The sequence below is a fragment of the Pseudomonas oryzihabitans genome (genome assembly GCF_006384975.1).
GTDB lineage: Bacteria > Pseudomonadota > Gammaproteobacteria > Pseudomonadales > Pseudomonadaceae > Chryseomonas > Chryseomonas psychrotolerans_B.
This window is the reverse complement of the sequence record NZ_CP021645.1, coordinates 1,141,041-1,166,252: the sequence shown is the minus strand read 5'-3', so window position 1 is coordinate 1,166,252 and position 25,212 is coordinate 1,141,041. Positions and strand designations below refer to the sequence as shown.

The window sequence follows — 25,212 nt, the reverse complement described above, 5'->3', positions numbered from 1 at the left end:
GCGGGATAAATCTACGATTAACTCCCTTGCTTCATCAGGGAGTTCATTGCCCTTTGCCTCGCCTCCGCGCGCTCGGACTTTTCGTACGGAACGGCGCTAGTTCAGCGAAGTGAGTACCGGAGTTGTCCTCTTGGTCCTGAAATGAAAAACCGCCCCGAAGGGCGGTTTTCAGTACCGAACGCTAGCGTCAAACTTCGACGGCGGCGATGCGGGCCTTTTCTGCGCTTTCACGGAATTCCGCGATCTGATCGAAGCTCAGGTAGCGGTAGACGTCCGCGGCCATGCTGTCGATGCTCTTCGCGTATTCCATGTACTCCTCGACGGTGGGCAGCTTGCCCAGGATCGAGGCCACCGCCGCCAGTTCCGCCGACGCCAGGTAGACGTTGGCGCCGTCGCCCAGGCGGTTGGGGAAGTTACGGGTGGAGGTGGAGACCACGGTGGCGTTGGCGGCCACACGGGCCTGGTTGCCCATGCACAGCGAGCAGCCCGGCATTTCCATGCGCGCACCGGCCTTGCCGTAGATGCCGTAGTAGCCTTCCTCGGTCAGCTGGTGCTGGTCCATCTTGGTCGGCGGCGACAGCCACAGGCGGGTCGGAATCGAGCCCTTGACCTTGTCCAGCAGCTTGCCGGCAGCGCGGAAGTGACCGATGTTGGTCATGCAGGAACCGATGAACACCTCGTCGATCTTGTCGCCGGCCACCTGCGACAGCAGGCGGGCATCGTCCGGATCGTTCGGGGCACACAGTACCGGCTCGGTGACTTCGGCCAGGTCGATCTCGATGACTTCGCTGTATTCGGCGTCGGCATCGGCGGAGAGCAGTTCCGGGTTGGCGATCCAGGCTTCCATGGCGCGCGCGCGGCGCTCCAGGGTGCGCGGGTCACCGTAGCCTTCCTCGATCATCCAGCGCAGCAGGGTGATGTTGGACTGCAGGTACTCGGTGATGGACTCGGGCGACAGCTTGATGGTGCAACCGGCGGCGGAACGCTCGGCGGAGGCATCGGACAGCTCGAACGCCTGCTCCACGGTCAGGTCTTCCAGGCCTTCGATCTCGAGGATGCGGCCGGAGAAGATGTTCTTCTTGCCCTTCTTCTCGACGGTCAGCAGGCCTTTCTGGATGGCGTAGTAGGGGATGGCATGCACCAGGTCACGCAGGGTGATCCCAGGCTGCATCTTGCCCTTGAAGCGCACCAGCACGGATTCCGGCATGTCCAGCGGCATCACGCCAGTGGCGGCGGCGAAGGCGACCAGGCCGGAACCGGCCGGGAAGGAGATGCCGATCGGGAAGCGGGTGTGGGAATCGCCACCGGTGCCGACGGTGTCAGGCAGCAGCATGCGGTTCAGCCAGCTGTGGATGATGCCGTCGCCGGGACGCAGGGAGACGCCGCCACGGGTGCGGATGAAATCCGGCAGGGTGTGGTGGGTCTTGACGTCGATGGGCTTGGGATAGGCTGCGGTATGGCAGAAGGACTGCATCACCAGGTCGGCGGAGAAGCCCAGGCAGGCCAGGTCTTTCAACTCGTCACGGGTCATCGGGCCGGTGGTGTCCTGGGAGCCGACGGTGGTCATCTTCGGCTCGCAGTAGGTGCCGGGACGTACGCCCGCGACGCCGCAGGCCTTGCCGACCATCTTCTGCGCCAGGGTGTAGCCCTTGCTGCTCTCGGCCGGCTGGTCCGGCTTGTTGAACAGGTCGGACGGGCCCATACCCAGTTCGGCACGCGCTTTTTCAGTCAGGCCACGGCCGACGATCAGCGGGATACGGCCGCCGGCGCGGACTTCGTCCAGCAGCACGGGGGTCTTGAGTTCGAAGGTGGCGAGCACCTCGTCGCTGCCGTGGCGGGTGACCTTGCCGGCCTTGGGATAGACGTCGATGACGTCACCCATTTCCAGGGCGGACACGTCGAATTCGATCGGCAGGGCGCCGGCGTCTTCCATGGTGTTATAGAAGATCGGGGCGATCTTGGAGCCAAAACAGAAACCGCCGCCGCGCTTGTTGGGCACGTAGGGGATGTCGTCGCCGAAGAACCACAGCACCGAGTTGGTGGCGGACTTACGGGACGAACCGGTACCGACCACGTCACCGACGTAGGCGACCGGGAAGCCCTTGGCACGCACTTCCTCGATCTGCTTCAGCGGACCGATGCTGCCTTGCTGCTCGGGGACGATGCCATCGCGAGCCATCTTCAGCATGGCCAGTGCGTGCAGCGGGATGTCCGGGCGCGACCAGGCGTCGGGGGCGGGGGAGAGGTCGTCGGTGTTGGTTTCGCCGGGTACCTTGAACACGGTCAGGGTGTACTTCTCGGCGATTTCCGGACGCTTCTGGTACCACTCGCCATCGGCCCAGGACTGCATCACGGCCTTGGCGTGGGCATTGCCCGCCTTGGCTTTTTCGGCTACGTCGTGGAAGGCGTCGAACATCAGCAGGGTGTGCTTGAGTTGCTCGGCGGCAACAGAGCCCAGTTCGGCGTCGTCCAGCAGCTCGACCAGGGTGGCGATGTTGTAGCCGCCCTGCATGGTGCCCAGCAGCTCGGTGGCGCGCTGCTTGGAGATCAGCGGGGACTGGGCTTCACCCTTGGCGATGGCGGAGAGGAAACCGGCCTTGACGTAGGCGGCTTCGTCGACGCCCGGCGGAACGCGGTTGGTGATGAGATCGACGAGGAAGTCTTCCTCACCGGCGGGGGGATTCTTCAGCAGCTCGACCAGACCGGCCGTTTGCTCGGCGTTCAGCGGCTGGGGCACGATGCCCTGGGCGGCACGCTCTTCTACGTGTTTACGATAGGCTTCAAGCACAGGTTGACCCTCATCAGTGGTCCAAATATTGCGTCCGGGGGCTGGTGCCCCAAAATGCATCCGGCAGGGGTGACGGGGGAGGCTGCGGGCAGACCGCCGTCGCGCCGGACGCATTCCGCTAGAAGCTGTTTTCAAAGTTTTACGCCGGCTGCTGCAAGGCAGGTCGGGCAGCAGTGCGGTTGATGAGGCCGCCGCTGCCCGGATGGTCGCCGGAAACTTTGCTCGTGACGCTTTGAAAACAGCTTCGTATCGGACATTGCGCCTATAAGGCTGCCCAATTCTACGCCAAGCCTCTGGCGAAGTTAAGCGCTGCGTTGTCGCAACCCTGCTTCCCCGCCTTAGACCTTGGCCCTAGATGTATTAGCGACCCAGATGGGCAAAACGACCGGTGAAGGGTTTGCCGATGGGATAGGCCAGATCACCGTGCTTGCTGGTACCGAGGCCCAGGTCGACCAGGGCTTCGGCCAGCTTGACCGCGGCGCTGACGCCTTCGATCACCGGGATGCCGATGGCCTCGCTCAGGGCTTCGCGCAGATCGGCCATGCCGCCGCAGCCGAGCACGATTGCGCCGGCGCCTTCTTCGTCCCGCGCGCGGCGGCCCTCGGCGGCGATGAGCTCGATCAGGCTGTCATCGGCGGCTTCCAGCGCCAGTACCGGCAGGTCGATGCAGCGCACCGAGGTGCACAGCTCGGCGAAGCCGTATCTCTGCAGCAGGTGCTCGGCGATGATGCGGGTGCGGGTGAGGGTGGTCACCACGGCGAAGCGGGTGGCCAACAGGCTGGCCAGGTGGAAGCCGGCCTCGGCGATGCCCAGCACCGGCCCCTGGGCCATTTCCCGTGCGGCCAACAGGCCCGGATCGCCGAAGCAGGCGATGACGTGGGCCGCGCAGCCCGCCTCGACGCCCTTGCGCATCTCTTCTATTACCCCGACCGCGGCCACCGCCTCGTCGTAGTGGCTTTCGATGGACACCGGACCGGCGTCCGGATTGCTGGCGAGAATGGTGGTGCCCGGACGGGCGACGGCCTGGGCTGCATGGCCGATCTTGGCGGTCATGGCGGCGCTGGTGTTGGGATTGATGACCTGAATCTGCATGAGGTGTCTCAACTGCGTTTGAAGATGCTGCGGAAATCTGGATCGGCCGCCGTGGGCCGATCGATCCGCAGGGATTCGCGAATCAGGCGCAGGTGCTGCGCCATCCAATCGCTGGCGGCGGTCCCGTCGCCCTGGGCGAGCAGGTCCAGTAGGTCGCCGTGCTGGCCGCAATCGCAGCCCAGGCTGTGGCGCGAGCCATAGATGGCGATCAACAGCGACGAGCGACTGGCCAACTGGGCGACCTGTTCGGTCAGCACCTGATTATCGGCCAGCGCCGCGAGTTCGACGTGGAAGCGGGCGGACAGTTGGATCGCCAGGCTGTGACGCCCACTGTGCTGTGCCTCGTGCTCCTCGACGCAAAGCTGCCGCAGGGGTGCCAGCTGGGCGGCGTCGACCCGGGCGGCGACCAGGGGCATCAGTGCTGGCTCGATCAGTTGCCGCGCCGCCAGGATGTCCTGGGCTTCCTTGGCACTGGGCTGGGCGACCTGGGCGCCGCGATTGGCGCGCAGGGTCACCAAGCGCTCCAGGGCCAGGCGCTGCAGCACCTTGCGGATGCCGGTACGGCTGACACCGAAGGTTTCCGCCAGGGTGTCTTCCGGCAGTCGGGTGCCGGGCGCCAGGCGATGTTCGACGATGGCTTCGAGGATGTCCTGATAAATCCGCTCGTCCCGGGGAGAGGCGGCAACGGCGAGTGACGAAGGTACTGCACTCATGGGCGTGCTCCGGCGATTTGCGTAAATTGTATACAGAATTCTGATTGGCGACGATGAGAAAAGGGCTGAGCGGTTATGCGCCAAGGTAGCGCTTCACTGATACCAAATGCCCCAGAGAAGTGCACATTCGCCGTAGGCTTAGCCGCTGTGCCAGAGGGGTTTATCGCGGAATTCTGGTGTTGAGCCAGCCATTTAGCTCGGTTCTTGAGCAACTGGCACGTTCCCTGCGTGGTGGATTGTATACAAAATCAGGCAGGCATCGTACGCAGGTGGCTGCTACCACGGAGGAGGCGATTCATGACCCAGCAGATTCCACCGGGCTACAGCCCGCGTCTGTATAACGAAGATCTCGGCCCGGTCGAGCAGAAATGGAACTGGTACAACATCTTCGCCTTCTGGATGAGCGACGTGCACAGCGTGGGTGGCTACGTCTTCGCCGCCAGCCTGTTCGCCCTGGGCCTGGCCAGCTGGCAGGTGCTGATCGCGCTGCTGGTGGGCATCTGCATCATCCAGGTGATCGCCAACCTGGTCGCCCGCCCCAGCCAGCAGGCGGCCGTGCCCTATCCGGTGATCTGCCGGTTGGCCTTCGGCGTCTTCGGCGCGAACATCCCGGCGGTGATCCGTGGCCTGATCGCGGTGGCCTGGTACGGTATCCAGACCTACCTGGCCTCCAGTGCCCTGGTCATCGTGGTGCTCAGATTCTTCCCGGCGCTGGCCGTCTATGGCGATACCAGCTTCCTCGGTCTTTCGTATCTCGGCTGGATGGGTTTCCTGACCCTCTGGGTGCTGCAGGCCTGCGTGTTCTGGGCGGGCATGGAATCTATCCGCCGTTTCATAGACTGGGCTGGTCCCGCCGTCTATGCGGTGATGTTCCTGCTCGCTGCCTGGATCGTCTGGCGCGCCGGCTGGAGCAACATCAGCTTCACCCTGGCGGAAAAGCAGCTGACCGGCTGGGCCGCCTTCGGCCAGGTGATCATGGCCATCGCCCTGGTGGTGTCCTATTTTTCCGGCCCGACGCTCAACTTCGGTGACTTCAGCCGCTACTGCCGTTCCATGCAGGACGTACGGCGCGGCAACTTCTGGGGGCTGCCGATCAACTTCCTGGCCTTCTCCCTGGTCACCGTGGTGATCGTGTCCGGCACCCTGCCGGTGTTCGGCGAGATGATCCACGACCCCATCGCCACCGTGGCCCGCATCGACAACACCACCGCCGTGCTGCTGGGCGCCTTCACCTTCGTCACCGCCACCATCGGCATCAACATCGTGGCCAACTTCGTCTCGCCGGCCTTCGACTTCGCCAACGTGGCACCGAGCAAGATCAGCTGGCGCGCCGGCGGCATGATCGCGGCCGTGGCGTCGATCTTCATCACCCCCTGGAACCTGTTCAACAACCCCGAGGTGATCCACTACACCCTGGATGTCCTGGCCGCCTGCATCGGCCCGCTGTTCGGCATCCTGCTGGTGGACTACTACCTGCTGCGCAAAGGCCAGATCGACGTCGATGCTCTGTTCGACGACACCCCTACCGGCGCCTACTGGTACAGCGGCGGGGTCAACTGGGTGGCCGTCCAGGCACTGGTGGCCGCGGCGCTGATCGGGCTGTGCTTCACCTTCGTACCCTGGTTCAAGCCGATCGCCAACTTCGCCTGGTTCACCGGCTGCTTCCTGGGCGGGCTGTTCTTCTATGCCCTGAGCCGCCGCAGCGCCAGTCCGCTGCCGGCTGGCGGCGCCACCGCCGTCTGATCGACCCACTGATCCCCAGCGGCCGGAGCTGGCTACCTGCTCCGGCCGCTGGCGTTTCGGGCTAGACTAGGTGTTTTGCTCCAAGGCGCTTCACCCATGTCCGCTCCTGTCATCAAGACGCCCTGCGTCGGCCTCTGCTCGACGATGTTCGGCGATCACGTCTGCCGTGGTTGCAAGAGATTTCATCACGAGGTGGTGAACTGGAATCTCTACAGCGAAGACGAGCGTCGCGCCGTCTGGGCCCGCCTGGAGCTGCTGCTGGTGCAGGTGGTCTCGGCCAAGGTCGACGTCTTCGATCCGGCGCTGCTGCGCCAGCAACTGCAGCAGCGCAGCATTCGCTTCCGCCCGGATCAGTCGGAATACTGCTGGGCCTATCAGCTCCTGGCCCGTGGCGCTCGCCATATCCAGCAACTGGATGCCTACGGGGTACGCCTGCTGCCGGAATTTCGCGAGCGGCCCCTGGCCGAGTTGCGCGACGCCATCGACCGGGAATTCTTCCTGCTCTCCGAAGCCCATTACGACCGCTACATCGCCCCGCGCTTCCTTTTGGAAGGCGTCGATAGTCGCGTTTGAACATCCCGGACGCTTTGCTGCTGGCCCGCCGACCAAGGCTGTTTCCACTCGGATGCGTCAAGCGCGCGCCTTTCGGCGTCGCTGTGCTAAGCCAGCCTTAATACAAACGCTAGCGATAAGTTGTAGCATTTGCAGCCAGTATGACTCTGGAGATGACGAATGCGATTAGCTGATTTGCGGCCGGGACAATGCGGCATAGTGGTTGGGGTGGACGGTGGACGCGCGGATGGCCGGCCGGCTCTGTTGCGGCGGCTGCAGGATGTCGGTTTCGTCCAGGGCGAGGAGGTGCGGATGATCACCCACGCCCCCTGGTCCGCCGATCCGGTACTGGTGCAGGTCGCTGGGGCGCGCTTCGCCTTGCGGCGGGACGAGGCCGAGCAGGTCCTGCTGCGCGAGAGCGTCGCATCATGAGTACCGAAAGTCTGTATACGGCGCTGGTGGGTACGCCCAACTGTGGCAAGACCGCGCTGTTCAACCTGATCACCGGGGCGCGGCAAAAGGTCGCGAACTACGCTGGGGCGACGGTCGAGCGGAAGGAGGGACGTTTTCTCACTGCCTCCGGTCGATCCGTACGGCTGCTGGATTTGCCGGGAACCTACAGCCTGGAATCCCAGAGCGCCGACGAGCGCATCGCGGCGGATGTATTGGCCGGGAACTATCCCGGCGAGGCGCCGCCGAATCTGGTCATCTGCGTCGTCGATGCGACCAACCTCAGGCTGCACCTGCGTTTCGTTCTGGAAGTGCAGCGGCTGGGGCGCCCCATGGTGCTGGCGCTGAACATGACCGATGCCGCCCAGCGTCAGGGAATTCGCATCGACAAGCAGCGCCTGGCGGCGGAGCTGGGGATGCCTGTGGCCTCTACGGTGGCGATCCGGCGCGGGGGCGCCGACGAATTGATCCGCCTGCTCGACGAGCAGCGGGAGATAGCGCCGCCAGTCATCCGTCCGCTGGACGACCTGCACCAGGAGGCGCGCCGCCTCATGGCCTGCTGCGTGTCTCTGCCCCAGCTTTCCGAGAGCAGGATCGACGCCATCGACCGGGTCGTGCTGCATCCGGTCGTCGGCCCCCTGCTCTTGGTCGCCGTGATGTTCATGGTCTTCCAGGGGGTTTATTCCCTCGGCAAACCGCTCACCGATCTCATCGGCGCGGGCTTCGACGCCCTGAATGCCTGGGCCGCGAGCGTGCTGCCAGCAGGGCCGATACAGGGACTGCTCTGCGAGGGCTTGATCGGCGGACTCGGGACGGTCCTGGGCTTTTTGCCCGAGATCCTGGTGTTGTTCTTCTTCATCCTTATCTTGGAAGAGTCCGGTTATCTTCCGCGTGCGGCCTTTTTGCTCGACCGGGCGATGCTGGCGGTCGGGCTCACCGGCCGTTCCTTCATTCCCTTGCTGTCCAGCTTCGCCTGCGCCATTCCCGGCATCATCGGCAGTCGCAGCATCAGTGATAGCCGGGACCGCTGGACGACGATCCTGGTGGCACCGTTGATGACCTGCTCGGCGCGCCTGCCGGTGTACGCCCTGCTGATCAGTGCCTTCATTCCCGATCGCACCATCGCCAACACCTTCAATCTGCAGGGCCTGGTTCTGTTCGGGCTCTATCTGCTCGGGATCCTCGGCGCCATGGCCGTCGGCTGGGTATGCAAGAAGCTGCGTGGCTCAGCACAGGAGCCGCCTACCCTGATCCTGGAGCTACCCGCCTATCGCTTGCCCAGGCCGCGCAACGTCGCCCTGGGGCTCTGGGAGAAGGGCGTGACCTTTCTCCGCAAGCTCACCGGGGTGATCCTGGCGCTGACGATCATCATGTGGGCGATCTCCAGTTTCCCCGGTGCCCCGGTGGGAGCCAGCGGTCCGGCTATCGACTACAGCATCGCCGGTTACCTGGGGCGCTCGCTGCAATTCTTCTTCGCGCCCCTGGGTTTCAACTGGCAAATCACCCTCGCGCTGATTCCGGCCTTTGCGGCGCGGGAGACCGCGGTCGCCACCCTGGCCACCATCTACTCGGTAGCCGATGCGGGTGATGTGTCCTCGCTCGCGGAGATCATGGCCCAACATATCTCCCTGGCCAGTGCCGTATCGCTGATGGTCTGGTTCGCCTTCGCCCCGCAATGTATGTCGACGCTTGCGGTGATCCGCAAGGAAACCCTGAGTTGGCGCAAGACGGCCATCGCCTTCAGCTACATGTTCGTCGTCGCCTATGTCGGCGCGTTCGCCGCCTACCATCTGCTCGAGGTGCTCATATGACTACCAGCCTGATCTGGCAATACGCCCTTGTCGGGGGCATCGTCCTGCTCGCGACAGGGGCGCTGGTGAGGCGACTGTGGCGACGGTCGTCCGCTGCCTGTGGCAGTGGGTGTGGCAGCTGTTCGTCTTGCGGGTCCGGTCAAGGCGAGCAGGGCGTTCAAGCCATCCGGATCCAGGCCACGAAGTATCCCTGACGGCCGAGGCGAAGGGGGGAGCGCGGCTCCCCATTGGGCGAATGCTGTGCGGGCCGGCGGAAGGGGGTAGAGCCTGGTCGGGCTTTCTCTATAATGCGCGGCTTTTGCACGGGATTACGCTGATGTCCTTGCCCGAGATGAACGAATTCCTCGGCTGCCGCACGCCGGATGCCTGGGTCGAGGCGGCGCTGCAGGATCTGCCGACGTTGCTGCAAGACCACGCCAACAACGAGAAGAAGGCTGCCGGTGCCGCCTTCCACTATCTGTTCACCTATTCCAACCGCGCCGAGCTGTCCTGGAAGATGTCGCGCATCGCCCGGGAAGAGCTACGCCATTTCGAGCAGGTGCTGCAGATCATGAAGCGCCGCGGCATCGAGCATCGCAATGTCAGCTCGGCACGCTATGCCGGTGCCTTGCGCAAGCTCTGTCGCAACCACGAGCCGCTGAAGCTGACCGACAGCCTGGTGATCGGCGCCTTCATCGAGTGCCGTTCCTGCGAGCGCTTCGGCGCCGTGGCGCCCCATCTGGACGAGGAACTGGGCAAGTTCTACAGCGGCCTGCTAGCCTCCGAGGCGCGGCATTTCCAGGACTATCTCAAGCTCGCCTACCTCTATGGCGAGCGGGATGATGTGGATGCCAAGATCGCCGAGGTCCGCGCCCTGGAAGTGGAGCTGATCACCTCCAGCGATCAGGAGATGAGATTCCACAGCGGGATCCCGCAGGGGGCGTGAGCCGCCTCACTTGCAGGCCTTGGTCTCGCCGACGTAGGGATTGCCACGGCCCATGATGCACGCCAGCCGCTGGTTGCGCTGGCGCTCCCAGGCTTCCGGCGGGTACTGCTTGGTCCAGGCGGTATAGAGCTGGCGATCCTGCTTGGACAGGCGCAGGCCGTAGCGGTCGCTCATATAGAAGTAGGTGCGCGCCACCATGCCGCGGATTTCCGGGCGTGGCATGGCGGTCTTGGCCTTGAAGTCCACCACCATCTGGCAGGCGCCGTATTGGGTCGGCTTCTGTGGTAGCCAGCCGAAGGCGAAATTGCTGCGGTCGCCGTTGACCTCGCCGACCACCGGTACCAGGTTGAACAGATCCGCCTCGGCCTGCTGGTACACCGGATCGTGGGCCGTGCAGTTCTTGCGGCCGCCCTTCTGCCAGCACTGGCGCTGATGGCCGATTACCCAGGCCGGCACGATGTGTTCCCATTCGATCCGACTGGCGCGCTGGGCGCTCTTGCGCGGGACGTAGCCGCAACTCTTGAGATCCACGGTCTTGCCGCTGTAATGACAGCCGCAATAGAAGTCCACGCTCTGCTTGGCGTAGAGCTTGGCGGCCACCACCTTGGCCTCGCGAAAGGTGCGGGGTGGTTCGGGGGTCGCCAGGGCTGTCAGGGAGGCCAGGGTCAGGCAAAGCAGCAGGGCGGGGCGCAACGACATGGAGAATCCGTCCGAAAAAGCGCGGATACTACCGACCCGCATGAGGTCGCGGTGTGACTGGGTTCACTGGAAGCCGTCCCGCTCGTGCCCGCATTCTGTTGCGGAAAGAATTCGATATCAATGACTTAGAGGTAAGGCATGGCCGCCTGGGACATCTTCTGCACGGTGGTGGACAACTATGGTGACGCGGGCATCACCTGGCGTCTCGCCCACCAGCTGGTTGCCGAGCACGGGCAGCAGGTCCGTCTCTGGATCGACGATCTCTATCCGCTGGCGCGCATCCAGCCCGGGGTCGACAGGGCTGCCGAGCAGCAGTGGCATCGGGGGGTCGAGGTCCGTCTTTGGCACGCCGATTGGAAGGGCGCCGAGCCGGGCGACGTGGTGGTGGAGGCCTTTGCCTGCCAACTGCCGGAAGGCTTCATCGCCGCCATGGCGCGGCGTGCCGAACGGCCGCTGTGGCTGAACCTGGAGTACCTGAGCGCCGAGGAGTGGATCGAAGGCTGCCACGCCTTGCCCTCCCTGCAGCCCACCGGACTGAACAAGTATTTCTTCTTTCCCGGCTTCACCCCCAAGGTGGGCGGACTGTTGCGCGAGCAGGATCTGCTGACTCAGCGCGACGGCTTTCTTTCCGCCCCCGAGGTCCGCGCTGACTTTCTCGCCGGCCTGGGTGTGCAGCGCCAGCCAGGGGAGCGCCTGTTTTCCCTGTTCGCCTACGAAAATCCGGCGCTGATCGACTGGCTGGATGCCCTCAGTGCGGGCACTCAGCCTACCTGCCTGCTGGTGCCGGAGGGGCGGGTGTTGGCCAACGTGGCGGCCTGGCTGGGGGTCGACTGGCTCAAGACCGGCGACGGCCATCGCCGCGGCGCCCTGCGGTTGCAGGTACTGCCCTTCGTCTCCCAGCAGGACTACGACCGATTACTCTGGTGCTGCGATTTCAACGCCGTGCGTGGCGAAGACTCCTTCGTGCGGGCGCAGTGGGCGGCCAAGCCCTTCGTCTGGCACATCTATCCGCAGGAGGAAGAGGCGCATTTCATCAAGCTGGAGGCCTTCCTGGCCCGTTACCTGGAGGCGGCCAAGCCAGAGCTGGCCGCCGCTCTGAGCGCCTTCTGGCTGGCCTGGAACGGGCGCGGTGACCTGACTGCCGCCTGGTCTGCGCTTGGTGACCAGGTCACGGACTGGCAGGAGCTGGCGTGGCAATGGAGCGAAAAAATGGGCGCCCGAAGCGATCTTGCCGCCAGCCTGGTGCAATTTCATACAGATTGGCTATCATATGGCGCCTCGAAATCCCGTTCTCCCATCCATACGGATAACCGCATGAAAACCGCACAAGAGTTCCGTGCCGGCCAAGTGGCCATGATCGATAACGCTCCCTGGGTCATCCAGAAAGCTGAATACAACAAGTCCGGCCGTAACGCTGCAGTGGTCAAGATGAAGCTGAAGAGCCTGCTGTCCGGCAGCGCGACGGAAACCGTCTTCCGCGCCGACGACAAGCTGGAGCCGGTCATCCTGGATCGCAAGGAAGTCACCTATTCCTACTTCGCCGATCCGCTGTACGTCTTCGTCGATGCCGACTACAACCAGTACGAAGTCGAGAAAGACGATCTGGGCGAAGCCATCGCCTTCATCGAAGACGGCATGACCGACGTCTGCGAAGCCGTGTTCTACAACGAGCGCGTCATCTCCATCGAACTGCCCACCACCATCGTGCGCCAGATCGCCTACACCGAGCCGGCCGTTCGCGGCGATACCTCGGGCAAGGTCATGAAGACCGCTCGCCTGAACAACGGCTACGAGCTGAAGGTATCCGAGTTCTGCGACATCGGTGACCACATCGAGATCGACACCCGTACCAACGAGTACAAGTCGCGCGCCAAGGTCTAAACCAGGCGTCTCGATAGAAAGCCCGGCTCGCCGGGCTTTTTGCTGTCTGGGGTTTGGCCATGACCTGCCACTGCGGGTTGGGTCGATTTCTCTCAATGTCTGTGTCCGGATAGTGCCACCGTGGAATCGCTGTTTACCTTGTTGATCGATATCGTCCTTGGGGCGGTACTGGGTGTCGTGGGTGGGCTGTTCGGTATCGGCGGAGGGTTGATCGCCATTCCGGTACTGGCGCTGCTGTTCGGGCTCGACCAGCAATTGGCGCAGGGTACGGCCCTGGTGATGGTGGTGCCCAACGTGCTGTTGTCGGTCTACAAGTACAACCAGCGCAACCGCATCGACTGGCAGCGTGCCGCCTTGCTCGCCGCTGCCGGCATGGTCTCGGCCTTGGTCGGCACGGCGCTGGCGGTGTCCCTGGATGCCCGCTCGATGCGCCACGGCTTCGTCGGCTTCCTGCTGCTCCTGGTGGTCTACAACCTCTGGCAGCTCTATCGTCGCGGCCAGCCACCGCTGACCACGCCCAGCCGCACCGGGCTGGGCGTACTGGGGCTGGTGGCCGGCTTGGTGGGCGGGCTGTTCGGCGTGGGTGGCGCGGTGATCGCCACGCCGATCCTGGCGGGGGTGATGGGCCTGACCCAGGTCGCCGCCCAGGGCATGTCCTTGGCCATGGCCTTGCCCACCACTGGCGTCACCTTGGCCAGTTATGCCTGGCATGGCGAGGTGGACTGGCGCGTCGGTATTCCCCTCGCAATCGGTGGGCTGCTCAGCGTGAGCTGGGGCGTGCGACTGGCCCACCAGCTTCCCGAGCGGCTGCTGCGTCTGTTGTTCTGCGGTTTTTTGCTCCTGTGCGCGGTGCTGCTGGCCCTGCGCTGACTACTGCCGAAAGCCCTCGGCGATATGCTCGGCGAGGGTGTCGATGATCGGCGAAGCGCTGCGCGGATTGCGTAGCAACTCGATGGAGCAGGACGGCAGGTCCGGCATGCCGTCGGCTTCGCCAAGTCGACGCAACTCGGCGGGCAGCAGGCTTTCCAGTTGCGCAGTGACCGCCAGGCCGGCCTTGACGATCCCCAGCAGCGCCGCGAGGCTCGGACTGCTGTAGGCCAGTCGATAGGTCCTTCCGCGATTGTCGAGCGCCCGGCGCGCCCATTCGCTGAGAAAGCAGGAGGTATTGAACATCGCCAACGGCAGCGGATCGCGCTGATGCACATCGAAGCCGGGCGCCTCGGCCCAGATGAAGCGTTCCCGCCGCAGCGGCAGGCCGATCTCGTTACCCGGTTCGCGGGTGACGATGGTCAGATCCAGATCCTGGCGTTGCAGCAGGCCAGCGGTGGTCTCGCAGTGGACGTCCACCTGCACCAAGGGATAGGCCTTGGCGAAGCCGGCCAGGATGCCCGGGATGAACCTCATTACATAGTCGTCCGGGGTGCCGATACGCACCGTGCCCACCATATGCGGCTCGCGCAGGGTGGTCATCACCTCACCGTGCAGCTTGAGAATCCGCCGCGCGTAGCCCAGCAGGATCTGGCCCTCGGCGGTCAGACGTACCTGGCGGCCCTCGCGCTCGAACAGTCGGCGCTGCAGCACGTCTTCCTCGAGTTTACGCATCTGCATGCTGACCGCTGACTGGGTGCGATTGACCACTTCCGCGGCTCGGGTGAAGCCGCCTTGATCAGCGATGGCGACGAAGGTACGCAGCAGGTCGGTCTCTATGCTTGGATAGTTCATTCATCAGCCCTAGGAATGGGTCGTATCAGAAAGATTCGTTGGATTGATGTTAAGCCGGATTGGAGACTTGAGCCATAGCCCCTAGCGAAGGAGTTTCATCATGGCTCAGCTCAGTCCGCGTCACCTTTCGGTTTCTCTCGGCAAATCTTCTTCTGGCGTGAGAGTCCGCCTCGTCCAAGTTCGTACCTGGCTCCAGCGTGCGCTGGAAGTTTCTCGTCAGCGTCGAGCGCTGTACCAGCTGGATGATGCTGCCTTGAACGACCTCGGTCTGAGTCGCGCCGATGCCTGGCAGGAAGCCGACAAGCCGTTCTGGGAGCAGCCTGCGGAGGAGGCCAGCTGCAGCTCTCGCTAGCGTGGGAAGATTGCCAAAGGGCCCGTTTGATACGGGCACTTTGGCAGTCATAGTTAAACCGTCCAGCCCTCATGCTCCCTGGTTGGGCGGTAATGAAAGAGCTCTCTTGGCGTGATATTCGAGTGCGAGATCACTTCTCCAACCGTTTATGCGATCATCGCCCGCCAGAGGGCCGTGCATAGCTGCAATGCGCCCGACTTGTTTGCGTTCGGCAACGGAGCTATGCATTGGATGAAACGGATTGCAGCAGGTTTTCTACTCAGCGTATTCGCATCTGGCAGCTATGCCGAAGACCTATCCACCAGTGGCTCGGTGACCTTGTTTTTCGTGGGGCTCGATCAGGGATTCGATGCGTCGGCCAAGCCTGAGCGCCTATCGCAGACGCTGATGATGGTTGAGCAAGCCATGAGTCAATGCCGCAACGATAGAGGCGTCGGCGAGGAGGCGGAAAATATCGCGAAACTCGTGGAGTCTTATCAAAAGAGCCTGGCCAAATCCCAAGTAAATGTCTCGGCTTATGACTTATTAGACGTACTTCATGGGACGTTGAATACGGACAAGAAGCGTGCTGGCTGGGACTGTGAAAGCATTCTGTCATATTACAAAAAAGCGAGAGAAGGACTGGTTCTTACCCATATTGGCGGCTACAACGTCGTGCAGGCATATCGAGAGCAGGGCGTTTTCTTCGAATAAGATTAGTCCGTTCAGGGGGGTCTTTTTCTTCGGCGTTCAAGAAATTCAACAGCTTTTCTTCCGGCGCAACGCTAGGTCGATAGATAACAATCGGCATCTCGGTTCGGGCAGGTGTCATACAGAGCGCCAGGTCGATCACTCAAGGCGCTCTAGGTGGTGCCAACGGTTCCGAGTGAGCAGCCAAAGGCACCGCGTTTCGCCCGATCCTGCTAGGGTGGGGAATGCCCTTTCCCGTCAGGACTCTGGATGGACAGTCTCTCCCTGCGCGAAGCGCGTCGTCTGACGTTGCGCGCCCAAGGCTTTGGTTCGCCGCCCAAGGGCGGCGCCGCTCCGGCTGCGCTGTACCGGCAGGCGGTACGTCTGGGTGTGCTGCAGATCGACTCGGTCAATGCGCTGGTGCGCTCCCACTACCTACCGTTGTTCAGTCGCCTCGGGCGTTACGCCTTCGCCGACTTCGATGCCCTGGCCTGGGGGCAAGGACGCTCGCGTCGACTCTATGAGTGCTGGGCCCACGAGGCATCGCTGGTGCCGGGCGAAGTCTGGGCCGAATTGCGTTGGCGTCGCGACCTGGCGCGCCAGGGTGTCGGCATCTATCGGCAACTGGCACGCTTCGCCGAGGAGCAGCCGCAGCTGGTGGCCCAGACGTTGGCGGCCGTGGTGGAACGGGGTGCTCTGGGCGCTGGGAGCCTGGCGAAGCGTGCCGACCAGGCCGGCCCCTGGTGGGACTGGAGCCCCAGCAAGCTGGCGCTGGAATGGTTGTTCGCCGCGGGCGAGGTGACGGTGGCGGGTCGGCGTGGTTTCGAACGCCTCTACGATCTGCCCGAGCGAGTCCTGCCAGCAGCGATCCTGGCGGCTCCGGCGCCCACGCCCGCGGCGGCGCGCCGAGCACTGTTGCTGCGTAGCGCCCGGGCCTTGGGCGTTGCGACCGAGGTTCAACTGCGTGACTATTTTCGCCTGAGTCCCGCCGAGGCCCGTCAAGGTATCCTCGAGTTGTGCGAGGAGGGTGCACTGCAGCCGGTTCAGGTACAGGGCTGGTCGAAGCTCGCCTATGTCGCGGAGGCGCCGAATCCCGGGCGACCGGTGCGAGCGGCGACGCTCCTGTCGCCCTTCGACTCTCTGGTGTGGGAGCGCGAACGCACCGAGCAACTGTTCGCTTTCCGCTATCGCCTTGAGCTCTACACGCCGGCGCCGAAGCGGATCTATGGCTACTACGTATTGCCCTTTCTCTACCGTGAGCGGCTGGCGGCGCGAGTGGATCTGCGTGCCGAGCGCTCGGCATCGCGCCTGGCGGTACATGCGGTGCATCTGGAGCCCAAGGGGCTGGACGAGGAGGGAGTGGACGCCCTGGCCGGACAACTACGCAGTCTGGCCGACTGGCTCGGCCTCGACGAGGTGCAGCTGCATGGGCCGGCCAGCCTATTACAGGAGGCGCTGGCGCGTTACTAGGTGGTCGCCGCTTCGGCGACCACCCGGCAAACTCAACGGCGGATGCCCTTGAGGGTCTCGGCGATCATGAAGGCCAGTTCCAGGGACTGATCGGCGTTCAGGCGTGGATCGCAATGGGTGTGGTAGCGGTCGGAGAGGGCGTCTTCGGTGACCGGGCGGGCACCGCCGATGCATTCGGTGACGTTCTGGCCGGTCATCTCGATATGGATGCCGCCGGCATAGGTGCCTTCCGCCTTGTGCACGCCGAAGAACTCCTTGACCTCGCCCAGCACACTGGCGAAATCCCGGGTCTTGTAGCCGGTGGACGCCTTGATGGTGTTGCCGTGCATGGGGTCGGAACTCCACAGCACCTGGCGACCCTCGCGCTCCACGGTCTGGATCAGCCGCGGCAGATGGTCGCCGACCTTGCCCACGCCCATACGCACGATCAGGTTGAGGCGACCTGGATCGTTCTCGGGATTGAGGGTATCGATCAGGCGGATCAGATCCTCACTGGTGGTGGAGGGGCCGACCTTGACGCCGATGGGGTTGTTCACGCCGCGCAGGAATTCGACATGGGCGCCATCGGGTTGGCGGGTGCGGTCACCGATCCACAGCATGTGCGCGGAGCAGTCGTACCAGTCGCCGGTCAGGCTGTCGCGACGGACGAAGGCTTCCTCGTAGTTGAGCAACAGCGCTTCGTGGGCGGTGAAGAAGTTGGTTTCCTTGACCTGGGGCGCGGTGTCCAGGCCACAGGCGCGCATGAAGGCCAGGGTCTCGTCGATGCGGTCGGCCAACTGATGGTAGCGCTCGGCCAGCGCCGAGTTGGCGATGAAATCCAGGTTCCAGCGATGCACCTGATGCAGGTCGGCGAAGCCGCCCTGGGCGAAGGCGCGCAGCAGGTTGAGGGTGGCGGTGGACTGGTTGTAGGCCTGGATCAGCCGCTGGGGATCGGGAATACGGCTGCCTTCGTTGAAGTCGATGCCGTTGACGATATCGCCGCGGTAGGCCGGCAGGGACACGCCGTCCTTAACCTCTTCGCCAGAAGAGCGCGGCTTGGCGAACTGGCCGGCCATGCGGCCGACCTTGACCACTGGGCAGCCGGCGGCGAAGGTCATGACCACGGCCATCTGCAGGAGCACCTTGAAGGTGTCGCGAATCTTGCCGGCGGAGAATTCGAAGAAGCTTTCCGCGCAATCGCCGCCCTGCAGCAGGAAGGCCCGCCCTTGGGTGACTTCGGCGAACTGCCGGCGCAGCTCGCGGGCTTCACCGGCGAAGACCAGCGGCGGATAACTGGCCAGGGTGCGCTCTACCTCGGCGAGACGGGCTTGATCGGGGTATTCGGGCTGCTGCTGGATGGGCAGGCCTCTCCAGCTGGTGGGGCTCCAGGGCGCGGACATGATTCTCTCTGAATGGTTCGACGAAGCCTTCCATGGTAACCGAAGCAAGGCGTAGCGCTCGATAGACAATGCCCATCGCGGCTACCATGGGCGTTAATAGAGGAGGGTAGTCATGGCCGATACGGAAGTGTTGCTGGAAGAGGTCATCGACGACCATGGGCGGATCAGGGTGGTGGAGGTAGGTCCCTATCGCTTCCTCGAATTCGGTGAAGAGATCGAGCAGAGCTGCGTCTTCACCCGCGATCCGGCCTGGCTGGAATACGATTACAACCGCGCCATGTTGCTGGGTGCGCTTTGCCATGCGCAGCCGCGCCGCGCACTGTTTCTGGGGCTGGGTGCCGGCACCCTGACCCAGGCTTGCCTCAAGTGGCTGCCACTGGAGGCGGTAGAGGCGCTGGAGCTGCGTCCCGACGTTCCGCGCCTGGCGCGGCAGCATCTGGGGTTGAGCGACGATCCGCGACTCAGCATCCGCATCGGCGATGCCATGGAGTTGCTCGAAGCGGCCTCTGCGACCGATCTGATCTTCGTCGACCTCTATACCGACGTCGGTCCGTCCAGCGCCCACCTGGCCTGGCGCTTTCTGGAAGACTGCCAGGCCAAGCTCAATCCGGGTGGCTGGTTGGTGATCAACCAGTGGAGCGCCACCGACGGCAAGCCGCTGGGCGCTGCGCTGTTGCGCGGCTTGTTCCGCCATCACTACTGGGAGTGCCCGGTGGTGGAGGGTAACGTCATCCTGTTGGTGCCAGCGAGTCTGGAGCAGTCGTTGGACGAGGCGGGCACCCGGCGGCGCGTGCGAGATCTGGCGGCGCGAGCCGGCTTCGATCTGGAGCCGTATCTCGATACCCTGCGTGCGGCAACCTGACGTGTAGATCGGCCAAGGTTTTCTGGAGAAATGTCCAGGGTTCGGGTATTATTCGCCCCGGTCTTTTTGACCTTCCGTTCAGGAACTGCATTTTCCCGGTCCGCCGCCTTGGCCATACCGGTCGTGCGTTCGCCCGACGGCGAACAATCCTAGACGCTACACCCCTTTTTCATCCGCTATTTCGCAAAAAGCTCACACCTTGGCTGCCTGGGCGACTTCGGTCATTCGGATAAGCGCAGCTCTTGGCTTTGGGGTCTTTGCGAAGCACACGAGGCAAGACAATGACCCAGGACACCAGCAATTTCGCTGCGCTCAATCTCAATCCCGCCATCCTGGCCGCCATCAAGGCCGTTGGCTACGAAGAGCCGTCGCCCATCCAGTCGCAGTCGATCCCGGTAATCCTCGCCGGCCATGACATGATCGGCCAGGCGCAGACCGGTACCGGCAAGACCGCAGCCTTCGCCCTGCCGCTGCTATCGAAGCTCGATCCGTCCCGCCGCGAACCCCAGATCCTGGTGCTGGTTCCCACCCGGGAACTGGCCCTGCAGGTAGCCACCGCCTGCGAAACCTATTCCACCGAGATGCCCGGCGTGAAAGTCGTGGCGCTCTACGGCGGCGCGCCCATGGGGCCGCAGCTGAAGTCCCTGCGCATGGGTGCCCAGGTACTGGTCGCCACCCCCGGTCGTCTGTGCGATCACCTGCGTCGCGACGAAAACCTGCTGGCCACCGTCCAGCACCTGGTGCTCGACGAAGCCGACGAGATGCTCAAGCTGGGCTTCATGGATGACCTCGAATTCATCTTCGAAGCCATGCCGGAATCCCGCCAGACCGTGCTGTTCTCGGCGACCCTGCCGCCGTCGATCCGCGCCATCGCCGAGCGTCATCTGAAGGAGCCGCAGCACGTCCGTATCGCGGCCAAGACCCAGACCGTCGCCCGCATCGAGCAGGCTCACCTGATGGTCCACGCCGACCAGAAGCCGGCCTCGGTGCTGCGCCTGCTGGAAGTGGAGAACTTCGACGCCCTGATCGCCTTCGTCCGCACCAAGCAGGCGACCCTGGACCTGGCCGAGCTGCTCGAACGCCAGGGCTATCGCGTCAGCGCCCTGAACGGCGACATGCCCCAGGCCCAGCGTGAGAAGGTCATCGAGTCGCTCAAGGACGGCTCCCTGGATATCGTGGTCGCCACCGACGTGGCCGCCCGTGGTCTGGACGTGGCGCGTATCACCCACGTCCTGAACGTGGACATGCCCTACGATCCGGAGTCCTACGTGCACCGTATCGGTCGTACCGGCCGTGCCGGTCGCGAAGGCCGCGCCCTGCTGCTGGTCACCCCGCGCGAGCGCCGCATGCTGCAGGTCATCGAGCGCGTCACCGGTCAGCGCGTGGGCGAGATCCGCCTGCCCGATGCCGAAGCCGTGCTGGAAGCCCGTATTTCTCGCCTGGCCGATGGCGTGGGCTCGCTGCTGGCCGATGCCGATGCCACCCATGGCGCGCTGCGTCAGGAACTCTGCGAGCGTCTGCAGTGCGATCCTTCGACCCTTGCCGCCGCGCTGCTGGCCAAGCTGACCTCCGGTCGTGCCCTGGACATCGAGTCCGTGCGCCGTGAGCAGCCGCTGACCCCCGGCGCCGGCCGCAGCGACCGTCCGCGTACCGAGCGTGGCGAACGTCCTGAGCGTGGCGAGCGCGGTGAGCGTCCGGATCGTGGCGAGCGTCGCCCGATGCAGCCGCTGCCGGAAGGTCGCGTCCGCTGCCGTACCGCCCTGGGCGCACGCGATGGCATCGCCGCCAAGAACCTGCTCGGCGCCATCATCAACGAGGGTGGCATGGATCGTGAGGCCATCGGCCGCATCCAGATCCGTGACTCCTTCAGTCTGGTGGAGCTGCCCGAGGAAGGCCTGGAGCGCCTGCTGACCAAGCTCAAGGACACCCGCGTTGCCGGCAAGGCCCTGCGCCTGCGTCGTTATCGCGAGGATTGATCCCCGCAGTGACATGAGAAAGCCCCGGATATCCGGGGCTTTTTTCTGCCTGCAAGAAGGCCATGAGCGAGGCTTTCTGCCGGGTCGCCGAGCTCCGGGCTGGAGCTAGAAGATCACCTTGTCGCGCAGCTTCTCGGCGGCCAATTGCAGCGCCTGGATGACCCGCTCCTTGTCGTAGTTCTGGATATTGTTGGTATCCAGATACATGGAGAAGCCGGGCAGTTCGTGCTCGACGTAGCTGGGCGAGGCACCGAGGTCGCGACGGAAGTCCACCACCTGGTAGATCTGCACCGGCTTGCTGAAGCCCTTGACGGTGATCTGGCTCTTGTCGCGGCACATGATGGTTTCCTTGACCAGCGAGTAGGTCTCGTGGCTGATCAGGATCTCGCCGGCATCGGCGGCGTTTTCCAGGCGGCTGGCGAGATTCACCTCGCGCCCGATGATGGTGTAGTCCATGCGCGTGCTGGAGCCGAAGTTGCCGACCGTGCAGTAACCGGTGTTCAGGCCCATGCGGATTTCCAGGGGCTTGTTGATGCCCTGGCTACGCCACTGCTGGCGCAGTACCTTCATGTGCTTGCGCATGGCGATGGCCATGGACACCGCGGCGACGGCGTCCTTCTTGGCGCCCTGGCTGTTGGCGTCGCCGAAGAACACCATGACGCTATCGCCAACGAACTTGTCGATGGTGCCGCCGTATTTCACGGCGATCTTCGACATCTCGTTGAGATAGTTGTTGAGCATGTCGGTGAGGGCCTCGGCCTCGAGTTCTTCCGACAGCTCGGTGAAGCCCTTGATGTCGGAAAAGAACACCGTGATCTTCTTGCGCTGGGTGCCCAGGGCGATGTGCTGCTTGCCAGTGAAGATCGATTCCCACACCTGGGGCGAGAGGTACTTGGCCAGGTTGTGTGCCAGGATCGCCGACTTTTCCTGCTCGCGCTTGAGGTCATCGTTGATCTGGATGAGACGCTTGCGCTGCCGGTGCAGGAAGTAGCCGGTCCCCCAGAGGTGCAGCATGGTGCCCACCACACTGGTGACGGCCACCAGCAGCGGACTGGTCAGGTCGACGCCCTGGAAGAAGGTGGCACTGCCCAGCGCCGCGGCGCTGGTGGCGAACAGCAGGCAGAGTCCGAGCAGGCGCGGGCCGCCGCGCAGCATGCTGGTGTAGCCGAGCATGATCAGCAGCATCAGCGTGGGCATCAGCGGAAAACGCAGCGCCACCGCCGCCATGCCGACGTGGATGGCATCGATGGCGGCGAGCAGGATATCGGTCTGGGGGCCGCGATCGCGCCTGAGCTTCAGGCTGATGGTCTGCGCCAAGTGTGGATAGAGCAGGGCGTAGGGGATCAGCCACCAGCCGACGGGATTGGCCTGGGTGTAGTAGCCAGCGGTGACGCTGGCGGCGGCGATCAGATAGGCGAATACCCGAGCGTAGTAAACGCCCAGGCTGTCACCGGAAGCAGCCAGGAACCGGTTGAGCGCAAACTTCATCTGACGGGTCCGTTTCGTGAAAGGCGAGAGGTCGGGATAACTCCGTTCGCGACGATGAAAGCGGCCGGGTTTTCAAGCTGTGGCGATCTTAGCTGAGAGCTTGGGTAGCGGCCAAGGATGTCACCAAATCGAGTCGTATGACATCGAAAATCGGGCTCCGTCCTTGGGGTACACTGCGACATTTCCATAGGAGTGACGCCATGGATGCCCTCGAGGCCCTTTGCAATCGCGTATCGGTCGGTCGCCTGATCGAGCCGGGTCCCACTGCCGAGCAATTGGAGTTGCTCCTGCGCGCCGCGGACCGGGCGCCGGACCACAAGCAACTGCGTCCGTGGCGACTGATCCTGGTGTCGGGCGATGCACGGGTGGCCCTGGGCGAACTCTTTGCCGACGCGTTGCAGCGTCGCGAACCCGAGGCGGATGCGGCGGCCCTGGACAAGGCCCGGCGGATGCCGCTGCGTGCACCGCTGGTGATCGCCGTCGTCGCGACCCCCCAGGAGCACCCCAAGGTGCCGCTGCAGGAGCAAGTCATCACGGCTGGCTGTGTCGCCCACGGCCTGGTCACTGCGGCCTTCGCCCTGGGTCTGGGCGCGGTCTGGCGTTCCGGCGACTTCAGCTACGATCCGTGGGTCCTGAAGGGCTTGGGACTGGCCGATGCCGAGCAACTGGTGGGCTATATCTATCTGGGCACGCCGGAAGTGGCGCCGCGGGTACCGGCGGCCAGAAGCCTGGATGATCGGGTCAGCCATTGGCCAGGACCGGCCGCAACGGCAGGGTGACGGTGGCGACGAAACCGCCTTCGGCATGATTGGCCAGGTGCAGCTCGCCGCCGTGCCGCTGTACGGCGCGGCGGGCGATGGCCAGGCCCAGCCCGTAACCGGTGGCCTGCTGCTGGTCCGAGCGGAAGAAGGGTTCGCCCAGGCGCGGTAGATCATCGGCCTTGACGCCGGGGCCGTGGTCGCGGACCTGGATACGGATCTCGCCGTCGACGGGCGCTGCCGAGATGACGATGGGCTGCGCCGGCGGGTTGAAACGCAAGGCATTGCGCAGCAGGTTGTCCAGCGCGCGCTCCAGCACATCCGGCCAGCCATCCAGGTGCAGCGCCGTGGGTACGTCCAACTCGACCCGCTGTTGCGGAGCGGTGAGCTGGGCGTCTTCGACCAGGCCACTCAGCAAGGGATGCAATTCGACCTGCTCGGGCGGACCGGGGTCGGCTTCCTGGCGGGCGAGGGCGAGGATTTCGCCGATCAGGGTTTCCAGACGATCGCACTCCAGGGTCAGACGCGGCCACATGTTGCCCAGGTCATGGGGATCCGAACGCTCGGCCAGGGCCAGGGCGATGCGCAGTCGTGCCAGCGGCGAGCGCAATTCATGGGAGACGTCGCGCAGCAGCTGTCGCTGGCTGTCGATGAGGCGCTGCAGATGGGCGCCCATGCGGTTGAAGTCCTCGGCCAGCACGCCCAGCTCATCCTTGCGTCGCGCCAGGCGTGCCAGGGTGTCCTGCTGGTAGGCGGTTTGGCCGAGGTCGTGCACCGCGCGGCGCAGATGATTGAGCGGGCGCGTCAGGCTCAGGGTCAGCAGCAGGCTGAAAAGGGTCAGTACCACGGTGGCGATGGCCAGCAGGCCGACCGGCCAGAACAGACTCTGGCGGCGCCAGGCACCCAGTTCGGGGGTGGGCAGGTGGTAGATGAACAGATAGCTCTGGCCGTTGGAGCTGGTGTATTCGTCGGTCAGGCGTCGCCATGGCAGCGGGCGATTGGGATCGCGGGCGCCGGGGCCGGTGCGCTGCAGGCGCTGCGGTTGGTCGAGATCCTGGTCGAAGACGCGCGGTGGCAGGGTGCCGCGCACCAGGGGCGAACCGTTTTCGCCCAGCACCAGCACATCGATGCCGTAGCGGCCCTTGCGTTGTTCGAGGAGGGCTTGGGCGGCGGCGGGACCGTCGTTTTCATAGCGTTGCACCCATTGTTCGGGCAGGTCACGCAAGCCCGGATGTTGCGCGAGGATCCAGGAATCCTGGTCGGCCAGGTGGCCAAGGAGCATGGTCAGGCCAACGGCGGAGAGGATCGCCAGCCAGAAGGTGGCGAAGATGCGCCAGAAGAGAGAGCGAAAAACCATGCGGTCGCCTTAGCGCTTGGTCAGGCGCTGCGCCGAGGACCGTCGACGCAGCGCGCGGGGGTTACGAGGATTTGTGGTCTTGCTTCCACTGCTGGAATTCGGCCCACTCCTTGGCGTGATCCTCACGCTTCTTCTCCATTTCGTCGAAGCGCTTCTGCTGGTCGGGCTTGAGCAGCGCCCGAATGGCCTGGCGGGTCTTGTCGCGATTGCCACCGAGCTGGTCGTGCAGTGCCTTGCGTTGATCTTCGGGCAGCTTGTCCAGGTAGCTCTTGACGATCTCGCGCTCTTGCCGGCGTTCCTCGCCCATCAGCTTGCCCACCTGCTCGCGTTGCTCGGTGGTGAGCTTGAGGCCGCGCAGGGGGCCGCCGCCATGGGGGCCACCGTCCATCATCTTGGCGGGGGGCGGGGGCGCGACGTCGGCGCTGTCCTGGGTGGCGGCCAAGGTCAAGGTCGGCAGCAGGGCGGCGAACAGGACGGCGGGAATGAGTTTGCGCATCTGGATATCTCCTTGGGATGGCCGGTGCA

The 25,212-nt window shown here is 64.2% G+C and carries 23 protein-coding genes and 1 pseudogene; 15 read left to right on the top strand and 9 right to left on the bottom strand.

All coding sequences use genetic code 11. The features are described from left to right. Nucleotides 1-187: 187 nt before the first annotated feature. The 3 genes from acnB to CCZ28_RS05070 all read right to left on the bottom strand — a co-directional run bounded on the left by acnB (nt 188) and on the right by CCZ28_RS05070 (nt 4,593). On the bottom strand, nt 188-2,788 hold the full coding sequence (acnB, locus tag CCZ28_RS05080) for a bifunctional aconitate hydratase 2/2-methylisocitrate dehydratase (RefSeq protein WP_140216468.1): 2,601 nt from the start codon (nt 2,786-2,788) through the stop codon (nt 188-190). A gap of 360 nt (nt 2,789-3,148) precedes the next feature. Further along, the gene (locus CCZ28_RS05075; protein ID WP_058762744.1) at nt 3,149-3,880 is read right to left on the bottom strand and encodes an aspartate/glutamate racemase family protein; all 732 of its coding nucleotides are present in this window, start codon (nt 3,878-3,880) and stop codon (nt 3,149-3,151) included. Nucleotides 3,881-3,888: 8 nt separating this feature from the next. Then, nucleotides 3,889-4,593 (bottom strand): GntR family transcriptional regulator, encoded by a 705-nt coding sequence (locus CCZ28_RS05070; protein ID WP_140216466.1) that lies wholly within the window; start codon nt 4,591-4,593, stop codon nt 3,889-3,891. Between the two features lie 297 nt (nt 4,594-4,890). On the opposite strand from CCZ28_RS05070, the gene CCZ28_RS05065 reads away from it, so the two are divergent. The 6 genes from CCZ28_RS05065 to CCZ28_RS05040 all read left to right on the top strand — a co-directional run bounded on the left by CCZ28_RS05065 (nt 4,891) and on the right by CCZ28_RS05040 (nt 10,074). Next, a complete protein-coding gene (locus CCZ28_RS05065; RefSeq protein WP_140216464.1) occupies nt 4,891-6,336 on the top strand; it encodes an NCS1 family nucleobase:cation symporter-1 in 1,446 nt (481 codons plus the stop codon). Between the two features lie 96 nt (nt 6,337-6,432). Beyond that, complete coding sequence (locus CCZ28_RS05060; RefSeq protein ID WP_140216462.1) at nt 6,433-6,909, top strand: DUF1289 domain-containing protein; 477 nt, start codon at nt 6,433-6,435, stop codon at nt 6,907-6,909. 159 nt (nt 6,910-7,068) lie between these two features. Next, nucleotides 7,069-7,320 carry a FeoA family protein gene (locus CCZ28_RS05055; RefSeq protein ID WP_140216460.1) on the top strand — a complete coding sequence of 84 codons (252 nt, stop codon included), beginning with the start codon at nt 7,069-7,071 and terminating at the stop codon, nt 7,318-7,320. Continuing rightward, complete coding sequence (gene feoB / locus CCZ28_RS05050) at nt 7,317-9,149, top strand: ferrous iron transporter B (protein WP_140216458.1); 1,833 nt, start codon at nt 7,317-7,319, stop codon at nt 9,147-9,149. Before CCZ28_RS05055 ends, feoB begins: the two co-directional genes overlap by 4 nt. Next, nucleotides 9,146-9,343 carry a FeoB-associated Cys-rich membrane protein gene (locus CCZ28_RS24910; protein ID WP_167509210.1) on the top strand — a complete coding sequence of 66 codons (198 nt, stop codon included), beginning with the start codon at nt 9,146-9,148 and terminating at the stop codon, nt 9,341-9,343. The genes feoB and CCZ28_RS24910 overlap by 4 nt, the downstream gene beginning before the upstream one ends. Before the next feature lie 119 nt (nt 9,344-9,462). After that, entirely contained in the window at nt 9,463-10,074 is a 612-nt protein-coding gene (locus tag CCZ28_RS05040; RefSeq protein WP_167509288.1) for a tRNA-(ms[2]io[6]A)-hydroxylase, read from the top strand. A gap of 6 nt (nt 10,075-10,080) precedes the next feature. Here the strand turns inward: CCZ28_RS05040 and CCZ28_RS05035 are convergent, their stop codons facing one another. Further along, nucleotides 10,081-10,773 carry an endonuclease gene (locus CCZ28_RS05035; RefSeq protein WP_058762749.1) on the bottom strand — a complete coding sequence of 231 codons (693 nt, stop codon included), beginning with the start codon at nt 10,771-10,773 and terminating at the stop codon, nt 10,081-10,083. A gap of 138 nt (nt 10,774-10,911) precedes the next feature. Between CCZ28_RS05035 and earP the strand changes: the two are divergent. The 3 genes and pseudogenes from earP to CCZ28_RS05025 form a co-directional block, all read left to right on the top strand. Further along, nucleotides 10,912-12,039 (top strand): annotated as a pseudogene (gene earP / locus CCZ28_RS24385) (elongation factor P maturation arginine rhamnosyltransferase EarP); the annotation flags it as partial. A gap of 48 nt (nt 12,040-12,087) precedes the next feature. Continuing rightward, nucleotides 12,088-12,654, top strand: a complete 567-nt coding sequence (gene efp, locus CCZ28_RS24380; RefSeq protein ID WP_167509287.1) for an elongation factor P — start codon at nt 12,088-12,090, stop codon at nt 12,652-12,654. A 129-nt stretch (nt 12,655-12,783) separates the two neighbouring features. Continuing rightward, complete coding sequence (locus CCZ28_RS05025; protein ID WP_140221282.1) at nt 12,784-13,524, top strand: sulfite exporter TauE/SafE family protein; 741 nt, start codon at nt 12,784-12,786, stop codon at nt 13,522-13,524. Here the strand turns inward: CCZ28_RS05025 and CCZ28_RS05020 are convergent, their stop codons facing one another. Next, nucleotides 13,525-14,376, bottom strand: coding sequence for a LysR substrate-binding domain-containing protein (locus CCZ28_RS05020; RefSeq protein ID WP_140216450.1), 852 nt, complete (start codon nt 14,374-14,376; stop codon nt 13,525-13,527). A gap of 100 nt (nt 14,377-14,476) precedes the next feature. Here CCZ28_RS05020 and CCZ28_RS05015 point away from each other — a divergent pair, with 100 nt between their 5' ends. The 3 genes from CCZ28_RS05015 (at nt 14,477) to CCZ28_RS05005 (ending at nt 16,867) form a co-directional block, all read left to right on the top strand. After that, on the top strand, nt 14,477-14,728 hold the full coding sequence (locus CCZ28_RS05015) for a DUF1127 domain-containing protein (protein WP_140216448.1): 252 nt from the start codon (nt 14,477-14,479) through the stop codon (nt 14,726-14,728). Between the two features lie 111 nt (nt 14,729-14,839). Continuing rightward, nucleotides 14,840-15,421 (top strand): hypothetical protein, encoded by a 582-nt coding sequence (locus CCZ28_RS05010; protein ID WP_140216447.1) that lies wholly within the window; start codon nt 14,840-14,842, stop codon nt 15,419-15,421. Nucleotides 15,422-15,667: 246 nt separating this feature from the next. Next, nucleotides 15,668-16,867, top strand: coding sequence for a winged helix-turn-helix domain-containing protein (locus tag CCZ28_RS05005; RefSeq protein ID WP_140216445.1), 1,200 nt, complete (start codon nt 15,668-15,670; stop codon nt 16,865-16,867). Between the two features lie 32 nt (nt 16,868-16,899). On the opposite strand, the gene CCZ28_RS05000 is transcribed toward CCZ28_RS05005, so the two are convergent. After that, nucleotides 16,900-18,246 (bottom strand): class II 3-deoxy-7-phosphoheptulonate synthase, encoded by a 1,347-nt coding sequence (locus tag CCZ28_RS05000; protein WP_140216443.1) that lies wholly within the window; start codon nt 18,244-18,246, stop codon nt 16,900-16,902. Between the two features lie 112 nt (nt 18,247-18,358). On the opposite strand from CCZ28_RS05000, the gene CCZ28_RS04995 reads away from it, so the two are divergent. Together CCZ28_RS04995 and CCZ28_RS04990 are read left to right on the top strand one after the other, a co-directional pair. Next, on the top strand, nt 18,359-19,108 hold the full coding sequence (locus CCZ28_RS04995; RefSeq protein ID WP_140216441.1) for a spermidine synthase: 750 nt from the start codon (nt 18,359-18,361) through the stop codon (nt 19,106-19,108). A 281-nt stretch (nt 19,109-19,389) separates the two neighbouring features. After that, the gene (locus CCZ28_RS04990) at nt 19,390-21,084 is read left to right on the top strand and encodes a DEAD/DEAH box helicase (RefSeq protein ID WP_140216432.1); all 1,695 of its coding nucleotides are present in this window, start codon (nt 19,390-19,392) and stop codon (nt 21,082-21,084) included. Between the two features lie 105 nt (nt 21,085-21,189). Here the strand turns inward: CCZ28_RS04990 and CCZ28_RS04985 are convergent, their stop codons facing one another. Further along, nucleotides 21,190-22,572: an adenylate/guanylate cyclase domain-containing protein gene (locus CCZ28_RS04985; RefSeq protein WP_140216426.1), complete on the bottom strand. Its 1,383-nt coding sequence runs from the start codon at nt 22,570-22,572 to the stop codon at nt 21,190-21,192. Nucleotides 22,573-22,772: 200 nt separating this feature from the next. On the opposite strand from CCZ28_RS04985, the gene CCZ28_RS04980 reads away from it, so the two are divergent. After that, the gene (locus CCZ28_RS04980) at nt 22,773-23,351 is read left to right on the top strand and encodes a nitroreductase family protein (RefSeq protein ID WP_140216425.1); all 579 of its coding nucleotides are present in this window, start codon (nt 22,773-22,775) and stop codon (nt 23,349-23,351) included. On the opposite strand, the gene CCZ28_RS04975 is transcribed toward CCZ28_RS04980, so the two are convergent. Further along, nucleotides 23,314-24,687 carry a sensor histidine kinase gene (locus tag CCZ28_RS04975; RefSeq protein WP_140216424.1) on the bottom strand — a complete coding sequence of 458 codons (1,374 nt, stop codon included), beginning with the start codon at nt 24,685-24,687 and terminating at the stop codon, nt 23,314-23,316. The two genes, CCZ28_RS04980 and CCZ28_RS04975, sit on opposite strands and share 38 nt — an antisense overlap. A gap of 61 nt (nt 24,688-24,748) precedes the next feature. Further along, nucleotides 24,749-25,183 (bottom strand): Spy/CpxP family protein refolding chaperone, encoded by a 435-nt coding sequence (locus tag CCZ28_RS04970; RefSeq protein WP_140216417.1) that lies wholly within the window; start codon nt 25,181-25,183, stop codon nt 24,749-24,751. Nucleotides 25,184-25,212: the final 29 nt, after the last annotated feature.